Annotated in this window: 21 protein-coding genes; 14 read left to right on the top strand and 7 right to left on the bottom strand. The window is 72.5% G+C overall.

Annotated features, from left to right (window positions below; genetic code table 11):
• Positions 1–297: 297 nt before the first annotated feature.
• The 3 genes from AGRA3207_RS07660 to AGRA3207_RS07650 are packed head-to-tail and all read left to right on the top strand — an operon-like array spanning position 298 to position 3,400.
• A complete protein-coding gene (locus AGRA3207_RS07660) occupies positions 298–1,584 on the top strand; it encodes an ABC transporter substrate-binding protein (RefSeq protein WP_231333856.1) in 1,287 nt (428 codons plus the stop codon).
• Positions 1,581–2,543 carry a carbohydrate ABC transporter permease gene (locus AGRA3207_RS07655; protein WP_231333855.1) on the top strand — a complete coding sequence of 321 codons (963 nt, stop codon included), beginning with the start codon at positions 1,581–1,583 and terminating at the stop codon, positions 2,541–2,543. The genes AGRA3207_RS07660 and AGRA3207_RS07655 overlap by 4 nt, the downstream gene beginning before the upstream one ends.
• On the top strand, positions 2,540–3,400 hold the full coding sequence (locus tag AGRA3207_RS07650; RefSeq protein WP_231333854.1) for a carbohydrate ABC transporter permease: 861 nt from the start codon (positions 2,540–2,542) through the stop codon (positions 3,398–3,400). Before AGRA3207_RS07655 ends, AGRA3207_RS07650 begins: the two co-directional genes overlap by 4 nt.
• A gap of 61 nt (positions 3,401–3,461) precedes the next feature.
• Here AGRA3207_RS07650 and AGRA3207_RS07645 read toward each other — a convergent pair whose 3' ends face one another.
• From AGRA3207_RS07645 to AGRA3207_RS07625, 5 genes are all read right to left on the bottom strand, one after another.
• Complete coding sequence (locus tag AGRA3207_RS07645) at positions 3,462–4,487, bottom strand: amidohydrolase family protein (protein ID WP_231333853.1); 1,026 nt, start codon at positions 4,485–4,487, stop codon at positions 3,462–3,464.
• An 88-nt stretch (positions 4,488–4,575) separates the two neighbouring features.
• Positions 4,576–5,868 (bottom strand): alpha-glucosidase/alpha-galactosidase, encoded by a 1,293-nt coding sequence (gene melA / locus AGRA3207_RS07640; RefSeq protein WP_231333852.1) that lies wholly within the window; start codon positions 5,866–5,868, stop codon positions 4,576–4,578.
• Positions 5,869–5,885: 17 nt separating this feature from the next.
• Entirely contained in the window at positions 5,886–6,644 is a 759-nt protein-coding gene (locus tag AGRA3207_RS07635; RefSeq protein ID WP_231333851.1) for an SDR family NAD(P)-dependent oxidoreductase, read from the bottom strand.
• An 80-nt stretch (positions 6,645–6,724) separates the two neighbouring features.
• The gene (locus AGRA3207_RS07630) at positions 6,725–7,573 is read right to left on the bottom strand and encodes an MBL fold metallo-hydrolase (RefSeq protein ID WP_231333850.1); all 849 of its coding nucleotides are present in this window, start codon (positions 7,571–7,573) and stop codon (positions 6,725–6,727) included.
• Positions 7,574–7,617: 44 nt separating this feature from the next.
• Positions 7,618–8,553 carry a zinc-binding dehydrogenase gene (locus AGRA3207_RS07625; RefSeq protein ID WP_231336257.1) on the bottom strand — a complete coding sequence of 312 codons (936 nt, stop codon included), beginning with the start codon at positions 8,551–8,553 and terminating at the stop codon, positions 7,618–7,620.
• 74 nt (positions 8,554–8,627) lie between these two features.
• On the opposite strand from AGRA3207_RS07625, the gene AGRA3207_RS07620 reads away from it, so the two are divergent.
• From AGRA3207_RS07620 to AGRA3207_RS07605, 4 genes are all read left to right on the top strand, one after another.
• Complete coding sequence (locus tag AGRA3207_RS07620) at positions 8,628–9,407, top strand: IclR family transcriptional regulator (RefSeq protein ID WP_231333849.1); 780 nt, start codon at positions 8,628–8,630, stop codon at positions 9,405–9,407.
• An 83-nt stretch (positions 9,408–9,490) separates the two neighbouring features.
• Complete coding sequence (locus AGRA3207_RS07615; RefSeq protein ID WP_231333848.1) at positions 9,491–10,528, top strand: endo alpha-1,4 polygalactosaminidase; 1,038 nt, start codon at positions 9,491–9,493, stop codon at positions 10,526–10,528.
• A 27-nt stretch (positions 10,529–10,555) separates the two neighbouring features.
• Positions 10,556–11,380 carry a fumarylacetoacetate hydrolase family protein gene (locus AGRA3207_RS07610; protein ID WP_231333847.1) on the top strand — a complete coding sequence of 275 codons (825 nt, stop codon included), beginning with the start codon at positions 10,556–10,558 and terminating at the stop codon, positions 11,378–11,380.
• Positions 11,377–12,744 carry an FAD-binding oxidoreductase gene (locus tag AGRA3207_RS07605; protein WP_338028260.1) on the top strand — a complete coding sequence of 456 codons (1,368 nt, stop codon included), beginning with the start codon at positions 11,377–11,379 and terminating at the stop codon, positions 12,742–12,744. The genes AGRA3207_RS07610 and AGRA3207_RS07605 overlap by 4 nt, the downstream gene beginning before the upstream one ends.
• Before the next feature lie 2 nt (positions 12,745–12,746).
• On the opposite strand, the gene AGRA3207_RS07600 is transcribed toward AGRA3207_RS07605, so the two are convergent.
• A complete protein-coding gene (locus tag AGRA3207_RS07600; protein ID WP_231333846.1) occupies positions 12,747–13,925 on the bottom strand; it encodes a saccharopine dehydrogenase family protein in 1,179 nt (392 codons plus the stop codon).
• A gap of 121 nt (positions 13,926–14,046) precedes the next feature.
• Between AGRA3207_RS07600 and AGRA3207_RS07595 the strand changes: the two genes are divergently transcribed.
• The 5 genes from AGRA3207_RS07595 (at position 14,047) to AGRA3207_RS07575 (ending at position 17,866) form a co-directional block, all read left to right on the top strand.
• Positions 14,047–14,229: a hypothetical protein gene (locus AGRA3207_RS07595; protein WP_231333845.1), complete on the top strand. Its 183-nt coding sequence runs from the start codon at positions 14,047–14,049 to the stop codon at positions 14,227–14,229.
• A gap of 373 nt (positions 14,230–14,602) precedes the next feature.
• Positions 14,603–15,511 carry a PAC2 family protein gene (locus tag AGRA3207_RS07590; RefSeq protein ID WP_231333844.1) on the top strand — a complete coding sequence of 303 codons (909 nt, stop codon included), beginning with the start codon at positions 14,603–14,605 and terminating at the stop codon, positions 15,509–15,511.
• A 50-nt stretch (positions 15,512–15,561) separates the two neighbouring features.
• Positions 15,562–15,981 (top strand): CBS domain-containing protein, encoded by a 420-nt coding sequence (locus AGRA3207_RS07585; protein WP_231333843.1) that lies wholly within the window; start codon positions 15,562–15,564, stop codon positions 15,979–15,981.
• Entirely contained in the window at positions 15,978–16,634 is a 657-nt protein-coding gene (locus AGRA3207_RS07580) for a dienelactone hydrolase family protein (protein WP_231333842.1), read from the top strand. Before AGRA3207_RS07585 ends, AGRA3207_RS07580 begins: the two co-directional genes overlap by 4 nt.
• Positions 16,635–16,672: 38 nt before the next feature.
• On the top strand, positions 16,673–17,866 hold the full coding sequence (locus AGRA3207_RS07575) for a geranylgeranyl reductase family protein (protein WP_231333841.1): 1,194 nt from the start codon (positions 16,673–16,675) through the stop codon (positions 17,864–17,866).
• A gap of 45 nt (positions 17,867–17,911) precedes the next feature.
• On the opposite strand, the gene AGRA3207_RS07570 is transcribed toward AGRA3207_RS07575, so the two are convergent.
• Positions 17,912–19,381, bottom strand: coding sequence for a GMC family oxidoreductase (locus AGRA3207_RS07570; RefSeq protein WP_231333840.1), 1,470 nt, complete (start codon positions 19,379–19,381; stop codon positions 17,912–17,914).
• A gap of 182 nt (positions 19,382–19,563) precedes the next feature.
• Here AGRA3207_RS07570 and AGRA3207_RS07565 point away from each other — a divergent pair, with 182 nt between their 5' ends.
• Both AGRA3207_RS07565 and AGRA3207_RS07560 read left to right on the top strand, forming a co-directional pair.
• A complete protein-coding gene (locus tag AGRA3207_RS07565) occupies positions 19,564–19,956 on the top strand; it encodes a nuclear transport factor 2 family protein (protein ID WP_231333839.1) in 393 nt (130 codons plus the stop codon).
• A 75-nt stretch (positions 19,957–20,031) separates the two neighbouring features.
• A complete protein-coding gene (locus AGRA3207_RS07560; protein WP_231333838.1) occupies positions 20,032–20,988 on the top strand; it encodes an AraC-like ligand-binding domain-containing protein in 957 nt (318 codons plus the stop codon).
• Positions 20,989–21,066 lie beyond the last annotated feature (78 nt).

The following is a 21,066-nucleotide window of genomic DNA, read 5'->3' as shown; positions in this document are numbered from 1 at the left end:
CGGCATCGGACCGGCCGCCGGACCACCGTCGTCTTGCCGCCCTACCCGTTCTCCGCCCTGCGGAATCCGATTTTCGTGTACGCGGTGGCGTGCGGTCGCGTCCCGGCCCTTCCCGGCGGGCGAGCGAGCGCCGCTTTCTGACCCAGGCGTGACCCTTGTGACCTGAGGGCACTGGGATGAACGCTTTGCGAATAAATTCGCTTCTTGACCTGCTTGAGAGAGGGCTGCTAGCTTTGCCGCATCCTGGAAGGGCTTTCCGTATAGCGGAAATCAGGAGTGCCGACGGAGGGAACCCCGTTGAAGAAGCTCATCCCGATCCTCGCCGCGGTGCTCCTCGGCACCGCCACCGCCTGCTCGTCGTCCGGGGACGGGGACTCCGGCGGGCCCGTCGAGCTCGTGATCTGGCACGGCCAGGACGACATGGCGGCCGGGTCCATGGAGAAGCTGGTCGCCTCGTTCAACAGGTCGCACCCGAACATCAAGGTCAAGACCGACTCGGGCGGCGCGACCGCCGACACGATGCTGCCCAAGGTCACGGCCGCGTTCGCCGCGGATACCTATCCCGACATCGCCTACATGTACGGCTCGTGGGCGGCGGCGCTGGCGCGCAGCCCGAAGGTCCCCGACCTGAAGAGGTACATCGGCGCGCCCGGGGTGGGGTGGAACGACTTCTGGGCGAACACGCGGGAGGCCGCGGCGGTCAACGGCAAGGTGATCGGGTTCCCGGCCGTCTCGGACAACCTGACCGTCCTCTACAACAAGAAGATGCTCGCCGACGCCGGTCTGAAGCCGCCGGCCCCGACCTGGACGTGGGACGACTTCCGGGACATGGCGCGCAGGCTCACCGACGCCAAGACGAAGACCTACGGGACGACCTGGGCGATCGCGGGCGGTGAGGAGACCACCTGGACGCTGTGGCCGCTGGTCTGGCAGAACGGCGGGGACATCCTGTCGGCGGACGGCAAGAAGGCCGTCTTCAACTCCCCGCAGGGGGCGCGGGCGCTGTCGCTGGTGCAGCAGATGGCCGTCCAGGACAAGTCGGTCTACCTGGACACCAGTCCCGCCGAGAAGGGGCAGAAGCTGTTCGAGTCCGGCCGCCTCGGCATGTTCCTCGCCGGGCCGTGGGTGCTGCCCGACGTCAAGGCCGCGAAGATCGACTACGGGTTCGCGCCGCTGCCGGGGACGAACGGCGACCACCAGACGGTGTCCGGCATGGACAACTGGGCCGTCTTCGACCACGGCGGCCGCCGCGTCAAGGCGTCGGTGGAGTTCCTCACCTGGCTGACGCAGCCGGAGCAGCAGCTGGTGTGGATGATGGACACCGGGTCGCTGCCGACCCGCGCGTCGATCGCCAGGCTCCCCGGCTACCAGGACTACCTGAAGAAGTACCCGGGCATCGGCGTCGTCGCCGACAACATCGTCAACGCCAAGAAGATCCGGCCGACGACCTCCAAGTACCCGCGGATCTCCGCGTTCGTCGCCGACGCCATCGCCTCGGCGCTGCTCGGCAGGTCCGACCCGCAGAGCGCGCTGAACGACGCCGCGCGCAAGTCCGACGCGCTGCTCGCGGTGCCCGGCCAGTGAGCGCCCTGCTCTCCACCGGGAGATCGGACCGGGGGACGTCCGCCCGCTCAGGACGGGGGCCGGGGCGGCGCGGCGGCCCCGGGAGGCGCAGGCGCCTCACCGACGAGGCCGCGGGGTGGTCGTTCGCGGGGCCGTCCACCCTGCTGGTCCTCGGGTTCTCGCTGCTGCCGATGGGATGGGCGCTGCGGCTGTCGCTCACCGACTCCGACCTGGTGACGGAGGGGCAGGGCGTCGGGCTCGACAACTACCGGGCGCTGGCCGACGACCCGGTGTTCTGGCGGTCGATCCGCAACACCCTGGAGCTGACCGGCCTCTACATCCCGATCTCGCTGCTGCTCGGGCTCGGGATCGCGCTGCTGCTGAACAAGCCGATCCGGGGCATCGGCTTCTACCGCGCGTGCTTCCTCGTGCCGTTCGTCGCCTCGGCCGCCGCCGAGGGGCTGCTCATGGCGTTCGTGTTCGACAAGGACTTCGGCGTCGTGAACGGGCTGATCACCCGGGCGGGGCTGCCCGCGCAGGGGTTCCTGGACGACCCGTCGCAGGCGATGTTCGTCATCACCGGGATCTTCATCTGGACGCAGTTCGGCTTCAATGTCGTGATCTACCTGGCGGCGCTCCAGGAGATCCCGGCGGAGGTCCTGGAGGCCGCGGCGATCGACGGCGCCGGGCCCTGGCGGACGTTCCGGCACATTGTCGTGCCGTCCGTCCGGCCGATCTCGCTGTTCCTCGCCGTGTGGGGCCTGATCGACTGCCTCCAGTTCTTCGACCTGCTGATGACCTCGACCAAGGGCGGCCCGGTCAACTCCACGATCACGATCGTCTACTACGTCTGGCAGCTGGCCTTCGAGTACTTCACCGCCGGGTACGGCGCCGCGGTCGCCTACGCGCTGTTCGCCGGGAGCCTGGTCGCGATCGTCATCGGCCTGGTCTTCGGCCGCCGGAAGGGGTTCCTGCTGTGACCACCGCACCCGCTCCGCCCGCATCCGCTCCGCCCGCCCCCGCGCGGCGCCGACGGCCGAGCGCGCGACATCTCGTCCTGCTGCCGCTGTCGCTGCTGATGGTCGTGCCGTTCGTGTACATGCTGGGCGCGTCGGTCATGACGCGGGCGCAGCTCAACCGGTTCCCGCCGCCGCTCGTGCCGCCGGGGATGGACCTCACCGGCTACCGGGAGCTGCTGTCGGACTCGGAGTTCCCGCGCTGGTTCCTCAACAGCGTCCTCGTCGCGGGCGCCATCGTCACCTCGCAGGTCGTGCTGTGCAGCATGGCGGGCTACGCGTTCGCCCGGCTGCGGTTCTCCGGGCGCCGGACGGCGCTGGTCCTGGTCATCGCGACGACGCTGATCCCCTTCCAGCTCACCGTCATCCCGACGTTCCTGATCTTCCACAGGCTGCATCTGATCAACACGCTGGGCGCGCTGATCGCGCCGCAGCTCGCCTCGGCGCTGGGCGTCTACCTGATGACCTCGTTCTTCCAGAACTTCCCGCGCGAGCTGGAGGAGGCCGCGCGGATCGACGGCTGCTCCCGCTGGGGGGTGTTCTTCCGGGTCGTCCTGCCGGTCGCCCGCCCGGCGCTGGTGGCGCTGGCCGTCATCACGTTCATCTACGCCTGGAACGATCTGTTCTGGCCGCTCGTCGCGATCTCCTCCTCGGAGAACTACACGGTGCAGGCGGGGCTCACCACGTTCCAGGGGCAGCACCGCGCGGACTGGCCGCAGATCATGGCCGGGACGGTGCTGACGACCGTCCCGGTCCTCATCGTGTTCCTCGTGGGCCAGCGCCGGTTCGTGCAGGCGCTGGCGGGCGCCGTCAAGGGGTGAGCGGCCGGGGGATGACGGGGGACCGCGAGGAGGGCGGACGTGCGGGCCGGGCGGCGCGCGGTCAGGTGGAGACGCCGAGGAGCCGCCCGGCGTTGGACGCGTAGACCTGCCCGAGGACGTAGTCCGGGAGGCCCAGGCCGCTGATGTGCCACCGGCCCATCAGCGGCGGGTCGTCGGCGGAGTGCGGGAAGTGCTCGTCCAGCGTCTCCAGGAACCGGAAGTGGGTCGCGTAGGTCTCCGTGGACGGCGGGAACTCGTCGGTGCCGAACAGCACCCGCCCGGGGAAGCGCATCACGAGGTCGCGGGTCGCGCGCGGCTGCCGGCCGAGCTCGGCGATCCGGGCGGCGATGTCGATGTGCAGGTTCGGGTAGGTGGCGAGCATCGCGGTGACGCGGCCGAGGTCCTCGGCCTGGCAGCCGGCGTGGACGGCGATGAACGTCGTCCGCGGGTGGGCCGCGACGAGCGACTCCAGCGCGTCCATGAGCCGGTCGAAGCGCGGGAACCGGTCGGGGTCGGCGAACGACCAGTCGGGGTGGGCCAGGAGCTGCTCGTACCGCTCGTTGCGCTCGTCGATGGGGTCGAAGAACGCGATGGGGTCGGCGGTGTGGATCGCCACCGGGACCGCGAGCTCCGCCGCGGTCTCCCACAGCTCCGCGAGCCGGGGGTCGTCGGGCAGGACGAGCCGTCCCGCGTCGTCCCGCACGTGCAGGCCGAGGTCCTTCCAGACCTTCAGGCCCCGCGCCCCCGCCTCCACGGACCGCCGCAGGCTGGCGGCCAGTGCCCCGTCGCGGCCGATGAGGTTCCAGTCGACATGGCAGAACGTCAGGAACCTGCCGGGGTGGCTGCGGTCGTAGCGGTCGAGGTTGTCCTCCAGCTCCTCCTCCCAGCGCCCGTCGAGGTTGACGATCGCCCGGACGTTGCAGGCGTCCATCAGCGCGAGCAGGGCGCCCACGTCCTGGACGGCCCAGTGGCAGGTCAGCCATCGTCCGAGGTGGTTGTGCGCGTCGATGGCCGGCACCGCGGCCCGTTCGACGCGCGACCCCGGCACGCGCAACCGCGGCCGGGGCCGGTACTCGCTCAGCTTCATGTCTGGCTCCCGTCGGGGATGTGGCGGGCCGCTCCGGGGGGCCGCGCGAGGGCCGCCCCGGGCGGCGGCCCGCCGCGGGTGGTTCCGGTCAGCGGCGGACGCCCTCGGGGAGGGCGTCGCCATGGGCGTCGATCATGTCGTCGACCAGGGCGTGGATCTGGGGGAGGGTGAGCGTCGCGGCGGCGTTCGGGTCGAGCATCGCCGCGTGGTAGACGTGGTCGCGGCGCCCCTCCAGCGCCGCCCGCACGGTCAGGTCGCCCACGTTCAGGAACGTCCTGTTGAGCGCGGCGAGCTGCGGCGGCATCGCGCCGACGCGGGTGGGCCGCACACCGGCCCGGTCCACAACGCACGGCACTTCGACGCACGCGTCCGCGGGCAGGTTCGCGATGAGGCCGTCGTTGCGGACGTTGCCGTGCAGCATCCGCCGCTCGCCCGTCTCGATCGAATGGATGATCTCCGACGCCAGCTCCGACATCGGCTCGATCTCCACGCCCCCGCCCGCGGCCAGCCGCCGCCGCGTCTCCTCGTAGGTGCCGAGGTTCTCCCGCGACCACTCCAGGTACGCGCCGACCTGGATGCCGAAGTGCTCCACCTGGTCGTCGTGGCGCAGGAACCAGGGCAGGTACTCCGAGCCGTGCACGGACGACTCGGTGGGGAAGTGCCCGAACCGCGCGAACACCTCGGCCCGGACGGTCCGGCGCAGCGCCGGGTCGGCGTCGATGACCTCCGCCAGCCGCGGGTACAGGTCCTCTCCCGCGTGCTCGAACCTCAGCACGAACGCCTGGTGGTTGACCCCGGCGGTGACGAAGGCGACCTCCTCCACCGGCACGCCGACCAGGCCCGCGAGCCGCGCCTGCGTGTCGCGGACGGAGTGGCAGATGCCCACCACGTTGCCGAACGGCGTGCCCTCCCACACCGCCCGCGGGACCATCGTCATCGGGTTGGTGTAGTTGAGCAGCAGCGCGTCCGGCGCCAGCTCGGCGAGATCGTTCCCGAGCGCGACCATCACCGGGATCGTCCGCAGCGCGCGGAAGATCCCGCCGATCCCGAGCGTGTCGGCGATCGTCTGGCGCAGCCCGTGCCGGGCCGGCACCTCGAAGTCGACGCGGGTCGCCTCGAACCCGCCGACCGCGATCTCGTTGATGACGTAGTCGGCGCCGTCGACCGCGGCGCGCCGGTCGGTGTGCGCCTCGACCTTGGCGGGCAGTGCCAGATGCTCCACCATCCAGCGCGCCATGGCCTCGGCCGTCGCGAGCCGTCCGGCGTCGATGTCGTGCAGGACGAGGGTGGAGGCGCCGAGCCCGGGGAGGGTGAGGATGTCGGACAGGACGTTCTTGGTGAACTCGACGCTCCCGGCGCCGACGAAGACGATGCGTGCCATGGTTCCCTGCGGTGTCCTTACATGATCGCGAGCTGGCCGCCGTCGACGACCAGCTCGGCTCCGTGAACGAAGGAGGCGTCGTCGGAGGCCAGGAAGGCGTACGCGGAGGCGACCTCCGCCGCCTGCCCGGCCCGTCCGAGGGGGATGTGGTCGCGCTGGTAGGCGGCGACGAAGCCGGGGTCGAGGGTCGCCTCGATCCCGGCGTTGAGCGGGGTGCGGATGTAGCCGGGGCAGACCGCGTTCACGCGGACGCCGTGCCGTCCGAGCTCCACCGCCATGGTCTTGGTCAGCAGCAGGACCCCGCCCTTGGAGGCGTTGTAGTGGGCGTAGTCCGCCTCGCCGCCGAGGCCGTTCGTCGAGCCCATGTTGACGATCGAGCCGGAGGTGCCGCCCTCGACCATCAGCCGGCCCACCGCCTGCCCGACCAGGAACATCCCGCGCAGGTTCACCGCCATGATCGCGTCCCAGTGCTCGGGGGTGATCTCCAGGAACGGCTCCCGCCAGGACGTCCCGGCGTTGTTGATCAGCACGTCGATCCCGCCGAGCGCGGACACGGCCTCCGCCACGAGCCGCATGACGTCGTCCTCGCGGCTGACGTCGCAGACCGTCCCGGAGATCTCGCCGAGGGGCGCCAGGACGGAGACGGTCTCCTCCACCCCGTCCAGGCCGCAGACGAAGACCCGCGCGCCCTCCTCCAGGAACCGCCGCGCGGCGGCCTCGCCGATCCCGCTGCTGCCACCCGTGATCAGGACGTTCTTGCCGGTCAGCCCGCGCATGACCGCACCCCTCCGCCGGCGGCGTGCGGCGGCCCGCCCGCCGCGGTCACGGTCTCCACGGATCCCATGTGCAAGCCCTCTCATACTCCCAGCACGACCGGCCGCCCGACCTTCGGCACGAGGTACTCCTGGTCGGGGAACTGGCGGTCGAGCGTGTCGACGAACGTGGTGACGGACTCGGCGTTGACGGCGAACAGGTCGTGGTGGCTCGGCAGCAGCCAGCGCGCGTCCGCCTTGGCGGCCAGGTGCGCGGCCTCCCGGACCGTCAGGTTCCCGACGATCCCCATCTCCTCGCGGATCCGGTCGCGCCCGTTCACCGGCAGCAGCGCGACCCTCGGCCGCAGCCCGTCCAGGGCCCGGTCGATCTCGGGGTGCAGGACGGTGTCGCCCGCGTGGTAGACGGTCACGCCCTCCCCGACCTCCACGACGTAGCCGAGGAACCGGTGCGCGCCGTCCTGCACCATGACGTCGTAGCAGGAGGGGCCGGTGTACTCGGGGGAGTGCGCGGCCGGGACGGGATGGACGCGGACCCCCTCCACCTCGACGGGTTCACCCGCGTACGCCGGCTCGAAGGCCGCGCCGAGCGCCTTCACCTCCTCCCGCAGGACGGGCGGGGCCACCAGCGTGAACGGGTGGCGCTCCAGCGCCGGCCGGAGCGTGCTCGGGTCGAAGTGGTCGGCGTGCTCGTGGGTGACGACGACCACGTCGGCGTCCAGGGCGCCGGGCTCGAACGGCGGCGGGAACCGGCGCGCCCACCGCCCGGGCGGGCCGAACTCCGAGTCGGCGGCCAGCCGGTCCGACAGGTACGGGTCGACGGCCACGACCGTCCCGCCCGACCCCTTGAGCAGGAACCCGGCCTGCCCGAGGGCGCAGACGCCGACCATGCCCGGGGGCACGTCGAGCTCGCGGAAGCCCGCGCTCACGTTCATGAATGCCTCCTTTCCCGGGGACGTCCGGCCATCCCTCCACCGCGTCAGGGGGTGAGGAGGGCCTTGACCGGCTCCGTCCCGCCGTTCATCAGGTCGGTGAACACCCGGGCGCCGTCGGTGAGGGGGAAGGTGTTCACCCAGCTCAGGTCCCATTCGGCGGCCAGCCCGACGGCGGTGGCGAACTCGGCGGGGGTGTAGCCGAACGAGCCGAGCAGCCGCTTCTCGGCCCGGACGAGGTCGGCTGCGTCGAAGCCGGGGTCGGCGCTGGCCAGGCCCAGCGCCACGGCGGTGCCGCCGGGCGCGAGCCGGGCCAGCGCGTCCGCGCGGGTGGCCGGCAGGCCCACCGCGTCGAACACCACGTCGAACTCTCCTCGAAGGGACGGGCCGGCGCTGTCGGCGCCGAGCCGGGACGCGACGGCCGCGCGCCGATCCGAGACATCGGCCGCGACCACGGACACGGCGCCGCGGCGGCGGGCGAGCTGCAGGCAGAGCAGCCCGATCGTCCCGCAGCCGATCACGCCGACCCGCGCTCCTTCGGGGATCCGTGCAACGTTCCAGGTGTGAACGGCGTACGCGATCGGCTCGATGAGCCCCGCGGCCGTCCAGGACATGCCGTCCGGCAGCGCGTGGACGGACGAGACCGGCACCGCCACCCGCTCGGCGAACCCCCCGGGCCGGTGCACGCCGATCAGCGCACGGCCGCGGCACAGCTGGCGGTGTCCCCGCGAGCACAGGTCGCACCGGCCGCAGGAGAGGATGGGGTTCACGGCCACGCGGCGTCCATCGGGGGTCGTCCCGGCGAACTCGTGTCCCATCACCAGCGGCGGGGTGCGGAAGCCGGGGGTGCGCACGCCGTGCAGCTCGCTGCCGCAGATGCCGGCGGCGGCCACCTCGACGAGGATCTCGTCGGGCTTCACGGAGGGTTCGTCGATGTCATGCAGTTCCACCACACTCGGCGCGGTGAAAACGAGTGCCTTCATCACGCGGCGAATGTAGCAGGGGATCCGCATCGTGGGCTAGCATTCCGTATAGCGGAAACATAGGGAGAGATTGCATGGCAAAGAACGAGTCGCCGGTGGGCAGCGTGGACAGGGCGCTGCGCATCATCCAGCTGCTCTCCGAGAGCGGCCGCGGCGTGACGCTGGAGGACCTCGCGGTCCGCTCCGGCATCCCCCGCAGTTCGCTGCACCGGCTGCTCGGCGCGCTGCGCCACCGCGGGTTCGCCGCCCAGCCGGAGCCGAACGGGCCCTACTTCCTCGGGACCGAGCTGCTGGCGGCGGCGTTCCGCTTCTACGACCGGATCGACCTGCGCTCCCTCGTCCACCCGGTGCTGCTGCGCCTGCGCGAGGAGCTGAACGAGACCACCCACATGGCCGTCCTGGAGGGCGGCGAGATCGTCTACGTGGACAAGGTCGAGGCCATCCACCCCATCACGATGACCTCGGTGATCGGCGGCCGGAACCCCGCGCACTCCACCGGCGTGGGCAAGGCCCTGCTCGCCTGGACGTACCCGACCGACGAGGCGATCAAGCTCTGGGCATCGGCGCACGAGCTGCGCGCCGTCACCCGCCACTCGATCACCTCGCCGTCCCGCCTCGCCGAGGAGATGGCGGAGATCAGGGAGCGCGGCTACGCCCTCGACCTGGAGGAGAACGAGGACGGCGTGCGCTGCGCCGCGGTCCCGGTCTTCCTCGGGCGCTCCACCCCGTCCGCGGGCGTCAGCGTCACCGCCCCGAAGGACCGCTTCCCCAAGGCCCGCCTGACCGAGGTCGCCGCGCGGCTCCGGACGATCCTGGCCGACGAGCTCGACCGGCCCGCCCCACTCGTCCCCTGAGACCTCAGTGGTTGACATAGATGATGTTGGGCTGGTTGTCTGTTCTGCGGAAAATAGTTCCGTATTACGGAAATGAGGCCCGCGTGGCGAAAGTTGCAGCCGTGGTCGGGTTGCTGCTCGTGGCGGGAGTGGCGGCGTGTTCGGACGGATCCGACCAGAGCGGCCCGACGCGTTCCCCCAGCGCGCGTCCGCCGAGCACGCCCGCGACCAGCGCGTCCGCGACGCCGGCCAAGCCGTCGCCCAAGCCGTCCGCCACCCCCAGATCAAGGTGGAAGCCCGCCGTGGGCAGCCGGTGGCAGTACCAGCTCTCGGGCAACCCCGCCTTCCGGGCGACGGGCGGCGTGAACGTCGACATCTGCGAGAGGCCGCACGGCGGCGGCGCCTGCGTGCGCCCGCAGGTGTTCGACATCGACCTGTACGCCGACGGGTCCGCGTCCGGGAACAACAGCACGCCCAACACCGCCGCCGTCAAGGCGATCCACGCGCGCGGCGCCAAGGCGATCTGCTACGTGGACGCGGGGTCGGTCGAGAAGGGCCGTCCCGACTACCGCGAGTACCTCGAATGGCACAACTCCCACGGCGGGTCGCTGATCGGCAAGGCGTACCCCGGCTTCCCGGACGAGAACTTCGCCAACATCAACAACGACCGCGGCCAGCGCGACTTCGTCCTGCGGATGCAGGAGGCCCGCGTCCGCAAATGCGCCCAGGCGGGCTTCGACGGCGTCGAGTTCGACGTGGTGAACTCCCACGAGGAGAAGCCGCAGACCACCGGCTGGAGCGTCACGCCGCGGACCCAGCTCGTCTTCAACCGGGCCCTCGCCGACATGGCGCACCGGCACGGGCTGGCCGCCGGGCTGAAGAACAACCTCCGCCAGATCCCCGAGCTGCTGTCGTCCTTCGACTTCGCGATCAACGAGGAGTGCTGGGAGTACCGTGAGTGCGGCCTGCTCAGGCCGTTCATCCGGGCGGGCAAGCCCGTGTTCGGCGTCGAGTACAACCGGTCCCGCGACGGCGGCGACCCGCTGGCGTTCTGCCGCGAGGCGTCGGCGATGAGGCTCAGCACCATCAAGAAGGGCGAGGACTACGCCCTGGGCGACAAGCCGTACACCCCCTGCCGCTGACCGGCGGGGACGAGCGAGAGAGCACCCATGCGACTCCTGACCTACCGCACCGGGGACGGCACCCGCGCCGGGCGGCTCGACGGCGCCGACGTCACCCCGCTGGACGCGCCGGACGTGGGCGCCCTGCTCGCCGCGGACGCCGGCTGGCGGGACCGGGCCGCCGCCACCACCGGACGGACCGTTCCACTCACCGGGCTCGACCTCGCGCCGGCGGTGCCCCGCCCCAGCAAGATCATCTGCGTGGGCCTCAACTACAAGCGGCACATCGCCGAGACCGGCCACGACACACCCGAGCACCCGACGCTGTTCGCCAAGTTCGCCCGCGCGCTGATCGGCGCGTCCGACCCCGTCGTGCTGCCCGCCGCGTCCACCGCGATGGACTGGGAGGCCGAGCTCGCCGTCGTCATCGGCCGGACCGTCACCCGCGCCCGCGGCGCCGGGGCCCGCGCCGCCATCGCCGGATACACCGTCGCCAACGACGTCAGCGCCCGCGACTTCCAGGGCAGGACCACGCAGTGGCTCCAGGGCAAGACGTTCGACTCCACCACCCCGCTCGGCCCCGCCCTCGTCACCGGCGACGAGGTCGGCGACGCCGCCGACCTGGAGATCACCTGCACGGTGGGCGGCGAGGTCATGCAGCGCGGCCGGACGTCGGACATGCTGTTCCCGCCCGAGGAGATCGTCTCCTACATCAGCGGGATCGTGACGCTCGACCCGGGCGACGTGATCCTCACCGGGACGCCCTCGGGCATCGGCGACAGCCGCGTCCCGCCGGTCCGGCTGCGTCCCGGCGACCTCGTGGAGACGGAGATCGAGGGCCTCGGCGTGCTGCGCAACCGGTGCGCGGGGTGAGCGCGGGCGGGCCGGACGTCGCGAAGCTGGGCGCGCTGCTCCCGCCGGGACGCGTCATCACCGACCCCGGCGCGATGGACGCCTACACGCGCGACCAGACCTACGCCCCTCCCGGCGCCCCGGCCGCCGTCGTCCTCGCCCGCGACACGGCCGAGGTGGTCACCGCGATGGTGTGGGCGTCCGAGCAGCGGGTCCCGGTGGTCCCGCGCGGCGGCGGGACCGGCCTCGCCGGAGGCGCCACCGCCGTGGACGGGTGCCTGGTGCTGTCGCTGGCGAAGATGACCGCGATACGCGAGATCGTCCCGCAGGACCACCTCGCCGTGGTCGAGCCGGGCGTCATCACCGCCGACCTCGACCGGGCCGCGCGCGAGCACGGGCTGATGTACGCGCCCGACCCGTCCAGCCACGAGATCTCCACGATCGGGGGGAACCTCGCGACGAACGCGGGCGGGCTGCGCTGCGTGAAGTACGGCGTCACCCGCGACTCCGCGCTCGGGCTGGAGGTCGTCCTCGCCGGCGGGCAGGTCGTGCGCACCGGCGGCAGGACGGTCAAGGGCGTCACCGGCTACGACCTCACCGGCCTGTTCGTCGGATCGGAGGGGACGCTCGGGGTGATCACGTCGGCGACCGTGCGGCTGCGCCCGGCGCCCGCCGAGCCGCCGTCGACCGTCCTCGCCACGTTCGGGACGCTCGCCGCCGCCGGGCGCGCCGCGTCCCTGATCATGGGCGCGGGGCTGCGGCCCAGCCTGCTGGAGCTGATCGACCGGGCGACGCTGCGGGCCATCGACGAGTGGCGCGGCATCGACCTGGACACCGGCACCGCCGCCGTGGTCCTCGCCCAGACCGACGGACCCGAATGCCCGGCCGGGGAGCTGCTGCGATGGTGCGAGGAGGCCGGCGCGGACTTCGCGGCGGCCTCCACCGACGAGACGGAGTCCGCCGCGCTGCTGGACATCCGGCGCCTCGCCTACCCCGCCGCCGAACGCCTCGGGAACTGCCTGGTCGAGGACGTGTGCGTGCCCCGTTCCCGGCTCCCGGAGATGATCGAGCGGATCGAGCGGGCGGCGGAACGGCACGGCGTGCGGATCCTGACGGTCGCGCACGCGGGCGACGGCAACCTGCATCCGCTGTTCGTGTTCGAGCGGGGACGCGCCGGACCCCCGCCGCCCGTCCAGGCCGCGGCGGACGAGGTCTTCTCCGCCGCGATCGAGCTGGGCGGCACGCTGACCGGCGAGCACGGCGTCGGCGTGCTGAAGCGGCCGTGGCTGGACGGCGAACTCGGACCCGACACCCTGGCCGTCCACCGGCGGATCAAGGAGGCCCTCGACCCGGACGGGCTGCTGAACCCCGGCAAGGCGATCTGACGTCAGCCCGCGTCGCGCACGCGGAAGGCGAGCCCCGCCTTGACGAGCCGGTCGATGAGCGCGTCGCCCATCGCGGTGGCCGTCGTCACCTGCCCGGCCGTCTCCGGCAGGTCGTCGTGGGCAAGGCACAGCGCCGACTCGCCGAGCATCCTGGCCGTCTCGGTGTAGCCGGGGTCGCCGCCCGCGACCTCGGTGACGACCCGCCTGCCGCCGCCCTCCCCGACGAACGTCAGGCTGAACCAGTTCCGGGCGCGCCGCTCCGCGGACGGCCCCTCGCCGGGCGCGCGGACCCGCAGCAGCAGCGGCCGGACCGGCGGCAGCTGCGCCAGGGCGAGCAGCGCGCCCGCGCCCGCCGTCAGCCCCACCGCGCTGGCCAGCCGCCGGACGGCGACATAGTGCCCGTAGGCGAAGTCCGGGCCGTACCGGTCGAGCGCGGCCGCCGAGCGGGCCACGATCTGCGGGTCGATGGCGGGCAGCGGCAGCGTCCAGCCGTCCCCGACGCGGGTCCGCGGCGCGGGCCTCCGCGAGATGCGCACCCGCCGCCCCTCGGGCCGTCCCTCCGCCTTCCGGCGCTCCCGCTCGGCGCCCATCATCCCGGGCACGTCCGTGACGATGCCGATGACCGAGTGCAGCGTCCCGCCGGAGATGTCGCCGTGCACGCGCAGGAACCCCTCCACGTCCAGGGGCACGTCCTCGGGCAGCTGCTTGACGGTGAAGTAGACGCCGAGATCGGCCGGGATCGAGTCGAACCCGCAGGCGTGGACGATCCGCGCCCCGCTGCGGACGGCCTCCTCGTGGTACCGGACGTACATCCGGTCGATGAAGGCGGGCTCGCCCGTGAGGTCGACGTAGTCCGTCCCGGCGCGCGCGCAGGCCGCCACGAGCGGTTCCCCATGCCGCGCGTACGGGCCGACCGTGCTGATGACGACCCGTGCCGTCCGCGCCAGCTCCTCGATCGAGGACGGGTCGGCGGTGTCGGCGTGCAGCAGCCGCAACCCGGCGCACGCGGGATCCACGGCGGCCGTCCGGTCGCGGACCTCCGCGAGCCTGGCCTGGTCGCGCCCGGCCAGCGCCCACCGCGTCCCGGCCCCGGCGTGCCCGGCGAGGTACTCGGCGGTCAGCGCCCCGGTGAAGCCGGTGGCACCGAACAGGACGATGTCGTACGGGCGGTCGGCGGTCATGAAAGCCCCTCTCGCAATGCCGAATCCGATTCTGCCGCGTGGCCGCGACACCCCTGGCCGCGGTTCCCGGACGGGCGCCCGCCGCCGGCCTAATGTGGTCACGACAAAGGGGGATGGTGCTGTGACCTGGCTCGCCGTGGTGATGGACGTCGCCGCGCTGCTCCTGTTCGCCTGGTTCCTCAGGACCCTGGTCCGCCGTCCGCCGGCGGCCGTCCCCGGCGCCGACTCCGGCAGATCCACCGCCCCCCTCCTGATCGCCGTCAGCCTGATCCTCCTCTCCATCCCCGTCCTGGCCCAGCCCTGACTCACCCCAACACGAAAGCCCCGCCCCCAATCCCGACAGGTTGCACCTCACCCGACGGTTACGGAAAAGACACGCGGAGCGAGCGCAGCGAGCGGAGGGCATACCCGGCGCGCCGCGTCCCCCGCCCCCGGCAAGTTGAGCCGCACCCCGGCAGGGTGAGCCTCAGCCGCCGGTTTCGGGGAGGCACGCAGAGCGAGCGCAAGCGAGCGGAGCGGGTATCCCCGGCGCGGCGCGTCCCCGCAACGAAGCGAGTGCAGCGAGCGCAGTGGAGGAGACCCGTGCCGCGCAGCCGGGGGGTTCGGGGGTCGCCCCCCAACAAATGCCAGCGCCGGTAAAGTCGACAACACTGACTTGAATTGATGTGGGGGAACCGTTGCTTAACCCTGAGGATCTGTACGAGCTGGACACCGATCTGCCGGAGATGACCGGTCCGGTGTTGCTGCACAGCCTCGACGGTTTCGTCGATGCGGGATCCACGGGGCAGCTCGTCCGTGAGCATCTCCTTGAGGCGCTGGAGCATCGTGTGGTCGCCCGCTTCGACGTCGACTCGCTGATCGATTACCGGGCGCGGCGTCCGAGCATGACGTTCGACCGGGATCATTGGGCGTCCTATGAGGCGCCGGAGCTGGTGGTGCGGCTGGTGCGGGACGAGGCGGCGAGTCCGTTCCTGTTCCTGTCGGGGCCGGAGCCGGACCGGCTCTGGGAGGGGTTCACGGCGTCCGTGCTTCATCTGGTGGAGCGGCTCGGGGTGGGCCTGGTCGTCGGGTTCCACGGCATCCCGATGGGGGTGCCGCACACGCGGCCGGTGGGGATGACCTCGCATGCCACGCGGCCGGAGCTGGTCACGCGCAACTCGTGGTTCGACAAGGTGCAGGTGCCGGGGAGCGCGGCGGGGCTGCTGGAGCTGCGGCTCGGTGAGGCGGGGCACGACGCGCTGGGCCTGGCGGTGCACGTCCCGCACTATCTCGCGCAGTCGGCGTATCCGGCGGCGGCGGTGGCGGCGCTGGAGGCGATCGTGGACGCCACGGGCCTGGAGCTGCCGGACGAGCGGCTCCGCGAGGCGGCCGCCCGCACCGACGCCGACATCGCCGAGCAGGTGGACGGGAACGACGAGGTCGAGAAGGTCGTCCGGGCGCTGGAGCAGCAGTACGACGCGTTCGCGGGCGCCGCGGAGCGCGACAGCCTGCTTGCGGAGTCGCAGGACATGCCGACGGCGGAGGAGCTGGGCGCGCAGTTCGAGCGGTTCCTCGCCGAGCAGGACGGTCCCGAGCAGCCCGGCTGACATATCCGCCCGGCCGGTGGGTACGCGAGGCCCCGAGGGGAGGCGCGCTCATGGCCCAGAAGGTGAATCAGGTGATGACGCCGGTGCCGGTGGCGGTGTCCCCGGACACGAACCTGGTGCGGGTCGGGGACCTCATGCGCCGGCACGGGATCGGCGACGTGCTGGTCGTGCACGAGGGGCGGCTGCGGGGGCTGGTGACGGACCGCGACATCGTGGTGCGCGCGGTGGCCGCGGAACGGGACATGGCGGGCACCGCGGTCGCCGACATCTGCAGCACCAACATCGTCACGGTCGCCCCGGACGAGGACGCGGAGGCGGCGGTGACGCTGATGCGCCGGCACGCGGTGCGGCGGGTGCCGGTGGTGGACGGCGACCGGCCCGTCGGGATGGTGTCCATCGGGGATCTCGCCGTCCAGCGCGACGAGCGGTCGGCCCTCGCCGACATCAGCGCAGAGCCGCCGAACACATGACCCGGATCGAACTGGCCGACGCCGTCCTCATGGGTGACCTGGTCATTCCAGACGAGGCCACAGGCGTCGTGATGTTCGCCCACGGGAGCGGGAGCTCGCGGCACAGCCCCCGGAACCGGGCGGTGGCGGGGGGCCTGAACGCGGCGGGCATCGGGACGCTCCTGCTGGATCTGCTCACCGAACAGGAGGGCGATCTCGACTCGCTCACGGCGACGCTGCGCTTCGACATCGAGCTGCTGACGATGCGGCTGATCGGCACGATCGACCGGCTGGCGGAGGGTCTGGAGTCCGCCCCCCGCACCGCGGGCCTCCCGCTCGGCCTGTTCGGCGCGAGCACGGGCGCGGCTGCGGCGCTCGCGGCGGCTGCGGCGCGTCCGGGCGTGGCGGCCGTCGTGTCGCGGGGCGGACGGCCCGATCTGGCGGGCCCCTCCCTGGGACGGGTGCGGGCGCCGGTCCTGCTCATCGTGGGCGGGCGCGACACCGAGGTCCTGGGGCTGAACGAGCGGGCCAGGCGGCGGCTTGAGGGCCGCGCCGAGCTGCACGTGATCTCCGGCGCGACCCATCTGTTCGAGGAGGCGGGCGCGCTGGAGGAGGTCACCACGCAGGCCGCCGAGTGGTTCAACCGGCATTTGCGGCAGGCCGCCCTGCGCTGACAGGGGTTCGGAACCGTCCGTCTGGGCAATATGGGTCCATGACGGACGTCATCGTGGTGGGGGCGGGACCCGCGGGCTCCGCCGCGGCGTGTCATCTCGCGCGTTCCGGGCTGGACGTGCTGATCTTGGAGAAGACGACCTTCCCCCGCGAGAAGGTCTGCGGGGACGGCCTCACCCCGCGCGCCGTCCATGAACTGCTGGCGCTGGGGGTCGACGTCGACGATCCGGGCTGGTTCCGCACGTCCGGCCTGCGCCTGGCCGGCGCGGGCCGCCGCGTGGAGATCCCCTGGCCGGACGGCCCGCTCCCGGCGTTCGGCCTGACCAGGACCCGCCGCGACCTCGACGAGCTGCTGGTCCGGCAGGCGGTGAAGGCGGGGGCGACGCTCCTGGAGGGCGCCAAGGTCACCGGGCCGCTGCTGAACCGGGCGGGCCAGGTCGTGGGCGTGACCACCGCGGGGCGGGAGCATCACGCGCGGGTGGTCGTCGCCGCGGACGGCGCGTCGTCCCGGCTGTCGGTGGCGCTCGGACTGCGTCCCCTCCGCGACCGGCCGATCGGCGTCGCGGCCCGCCGCTACTACCGCAGCACCCGCCACGACGACGATCTTCTGGAGGTGTGGCTCGACCCGGTGCCCGCGGGCTACGGCTGGATCTTCGGGATGGGGGACGGCACGTGCAACGTCGGTGTCGCCCTCCTCCGGACGGCCCGCGCCGACTGCCGGCGGCTTCTCGGGCGGTGGCTGGAGCCGATGCCGCCCGGGTGGGGCCTGACCGAGGAGAACGCGACGACGCCCGTCCGGGGCGCGGCGCTGCCCATGGGGTTCAGCCGCCAGCCGCACTACGTCCCCGGCCTGCTGCTGGCCGGGGATTCCGGCGGCATGGTCAACCCGTCGAGCGGCGAGGGCATCGCCTACGCCCTGGAGGCCGCGCGGCTGGCCGCCGAGACGATCGAGACGGCTCTGAAGCTGCCGACGGCCGGGCAACGCGAGCGCGCCTTCCAGCGGTACCCGGCGGCGCTCAAGACCGCCCACGGCGGCGCCTTCACGCTCGGGCGCGCGTTCGCGCAGGCCATCGAGAACCCGCACGTCATGCGGCTGGCGACCCGGCACGGCCTGTCCCGTCCGGCCCTGGCACGCTTCGCGATCAAGGTCCTCGGCACCCTCGCCGAGCCCCGCGGGCGGCGGGCGCCCGACCGCCTCGCCGCCGCCCTGTCCAGGTTCACACCCGCCTCATGACCCCGCGGCCCGCGTCCCGAGGCGGCCCAGGACGTGGGACGCCGCCTAGCCGAGGAGGAGGTCGGCCGCCTTCTCCCCGATCATGATCGCGGGGGCGTTGGTGTTGCCGGTCGTCACCGTGGGCATGATCGAGGCGTCCGCGACCCGCAGCCCGTCCACCCCGTGGACGCGCAGCCGCGCGTCGACCACCGCGGCGTCGTCGGAGCCCATCTTGCAGGTGCCTGCCTGATGGTGGTAGGTGAGCACGGTCCGGCGGACGTAGTCGCGCAGGCCCTCGCCCGTCGCGGCCAGCGGCCCGGGGTAGAGCTCCCGGGCGCCCCAGCCGTCACGCAGCGCCGACGCCGCCATGATCTCCTGGCACAGCCGGACGGCGGCGCAGAGCGCCTCCAGGTCGGCCTCGTCCGACAGCACCCGCGGGTCGATCAGCACCTCGCCCTCCGCGGAGCCGCCGGACAGCCGGATCCCGCCCGCGGACTCCGGCCGCACCAGGCCCGCCATCAGCGAGAAGCCGTGCGGGGGCCCCTCCATCCACGGCTCGTAGAGCGGGACGCCGAAGTGCAAAGGCTGCAGGTCGGGCACCGCCAACTCCGGCCGGCTGCGCCAGAACAGGTGGCTCTGCGTGTGGGGCAGGCCCCGCGACAGCGTGGGCGGACGGTCCGTCGAGGCGATCACCGGCACGAGCCAGTGGTCCTGCAGGTTGCGGCCGACACCCGGCAGATGCACGGCGTCGCCCCCGTCCCCGATCCCCGACCGCAGCAGCAGCACCGGCGACCCGATGGCGCCCGCGCACAGCACCACCTGCTCGGCGCGCGCGCGTTCCACCACCCCGCCGCGGTCCCACTCGACGCCCACGCAGCGGTTCCCCTCCAGCAGCAGCCGCCTGACCTGCACGTCCGGGACGAGCGTCACGCCGCGCTCCAGCACGGGCGCGAGGTACGCGCGGGCCGTCGTGAGCCGCTGATGATCGCGGATGGTGAACTGCATGAACGACACGCCGTCCTGGGTGTCGCCGTTGTAGTCGGGGTTGAGCGGCAGCCCCGCCTGCTGCGCGGCGTCCACGATCGAGCACTGGACCGGGTCGGGCGTGAAGTCCGCGAGGATGTCGAGCATGCCGGGGCCGCCCGTCCCGAGGCCGTCGGCCCTCTCGAAGAGCGGCCGCACGTCCCGCCACGACCAGCCGGGGTTGCCGAGCGACTCCCAGTGGTCGTAGTCGGCCGGGTTGCCCCGGACCCAGATCATCGCGTTGAGGGCGTGGGACCCGCCGACCACGCGGCCGCGCGGCAGGTGCAGCTCCCGCCCCTGCGCCCGTTCCTGCGGGACGGTGCGGAAACCCCAGTCCAGGGGCGAGTTCCAGAGTTCGTGCATGCGCGCCGGGTCGTCCACGGCCGGGACGTCGCGGTACGGGCCGGCCTCGACGACCAGCACGCTGTGGCCGGCGTCCGCCAGCCGCCGCGCGACGACCGATCCGGCCGATCCCGCACCGACCACGATCACGTCCGCCTGCTGGTCGCTCATCCGGTGGCCTCCCGCTCTGATCTGCTGATTGGCGGTCAGCGTAGGCACGGACGCCGCCGGGCGGGGAGCGGCCCCGCCGGTCGTGCCGCCACAGACAAGCACTGTTCAGACAGAGCCAAGAGAGCGCGCCCGCCGGATGATGTGCTCGATCCGCAAACGACGAGCGAGGAGAGGGCAACCCCATGAGCGAGGCGTCCGACATCATCAAGGCCCACTACGCGGCCTCCGACCGGGGCGACCTGGACGGCATGGTCGAGGCGTTCGCCGACGATGTCGCGTGGACCGAGATGGCCGGATTCCCCTACGCGGGCACCTATGTCGGCGTGGACGCGATCAAGGCCGGCGTCTTCGGCCGCCTGGGCAAGGAGTGGGAGGGCTTCAGCGCCGACCCCGACGAGATCGTCGACGGCGAGGACGGCACCGTGGTCGGGATCGGCCACTACTCCGGCACCTACCGGGCCACCGGACGGTCCATGCGGGTCCGCTTCGTCCATGTGTGGCGAGTCAAGAACGGTAAGGTCACGGGTTTTGAGCAGTTCTGTGACACGCACCTTGTCCGCGCGGCGATGGACTGAGAACCCTGGTGCGACCGGCCTCCGGCAGTGCAGTATGAGTGCGGGAGGCCGGGTATCTCACCTGGGGAAACACGCATGTCCATGCTCATTCGTACCGCAGATCTGCCCGTCCGGGAGCGCTTTGATTTCTGGCGCAGCTCGGTGTCGGAGATGTTCGTCCCGCTGCGCTCGGACACGACTCTCCCGGACCATTTCGACGGCCGCATGCGCGGCTGCGAGCTGGGGGCGTTGAAGGTGGCCGAGATCGCGGCCACCTCGCACGTCGTGCGCCGCACCGGCGCCCAGATCGCCCAGTCCGACCCCGGCTACTACAAGCTGGGCGTCCAGCTCAGCGGGTACTGCCTGCTCACGCAGGACGGGCGCGAGGCGGCGCTCGTCCCCGGCGACTTCACGATCTACGACACGACCCGGCCCTACACGCTGGCGTTCGACGACTCCTACCGCCAGCTCGTCCTGATGGTCCCGCGCCGCCTCCTGCACCTGCCGGAGGAGGCCATCGCCGGGATCACCGCGACCCGGATCTCCGGCCGCCAGGGCGTGGGGGCGCTGCTGTCGCCGTTCCTCGTCCAGCTCGCCCGGCACCTGGACGAACTCGACGACCAGGGCGGGGTGCGGCTCGGCGACAACATCGTGGACCTCCTCGTGACGCTGCTCGCCGAGCGCCTGGACGTCACCGCCCCCACCCCCGACGCGAGCCGCCGCGCCCTGCTGATCCGCGTCCGCGCCTACATCGAGCGCCACCTCGACGACCCGGACCTGTCCCCGGACGGCATCGCCGCCGCCCACTTCGTCTCGTCCCGGCACCTGTACAAGCTGTTCCGGGAGGAGGGCACCACGGTCTCGATGTGGATCAAACAGCGCCGGCTGGAGCACTGCCGCCGCGACCTGCGTGACCCCCTCCAGCTGAACCGCCCGGTCAGCGCCATCGGAGCACGCTGGGGCTTCGTCGACGCCGCCCACTTCAGCCGCCTGTTCAAGGCCGCCTACGGCGCCAGCCCCCGCGAGTACCGGGTGACGATCACCGGGGCGTGATCAGGCTCAGTCAACAGCCGTACAGAGACAGACAAGACTCCCCGGGGCCGCGGCCGCGAAGCTGGATCCGCAGGCTAA

The organism is Actinomadura graeca (assembly GCF_019175365.1).
Taxonomy (GTDB): domain Bacteria; phylum Actinomycetota; class Actinomycetes; order Streptosporangiales; family Streptosporangiaceae; genus Spirillospora; species Spirillospora graeca.
The sequence above is the reverse complement of the archived record's forward strand: the minus strand, read 5'-3'. Positions and strand labels throughout refer to the sequence as shown.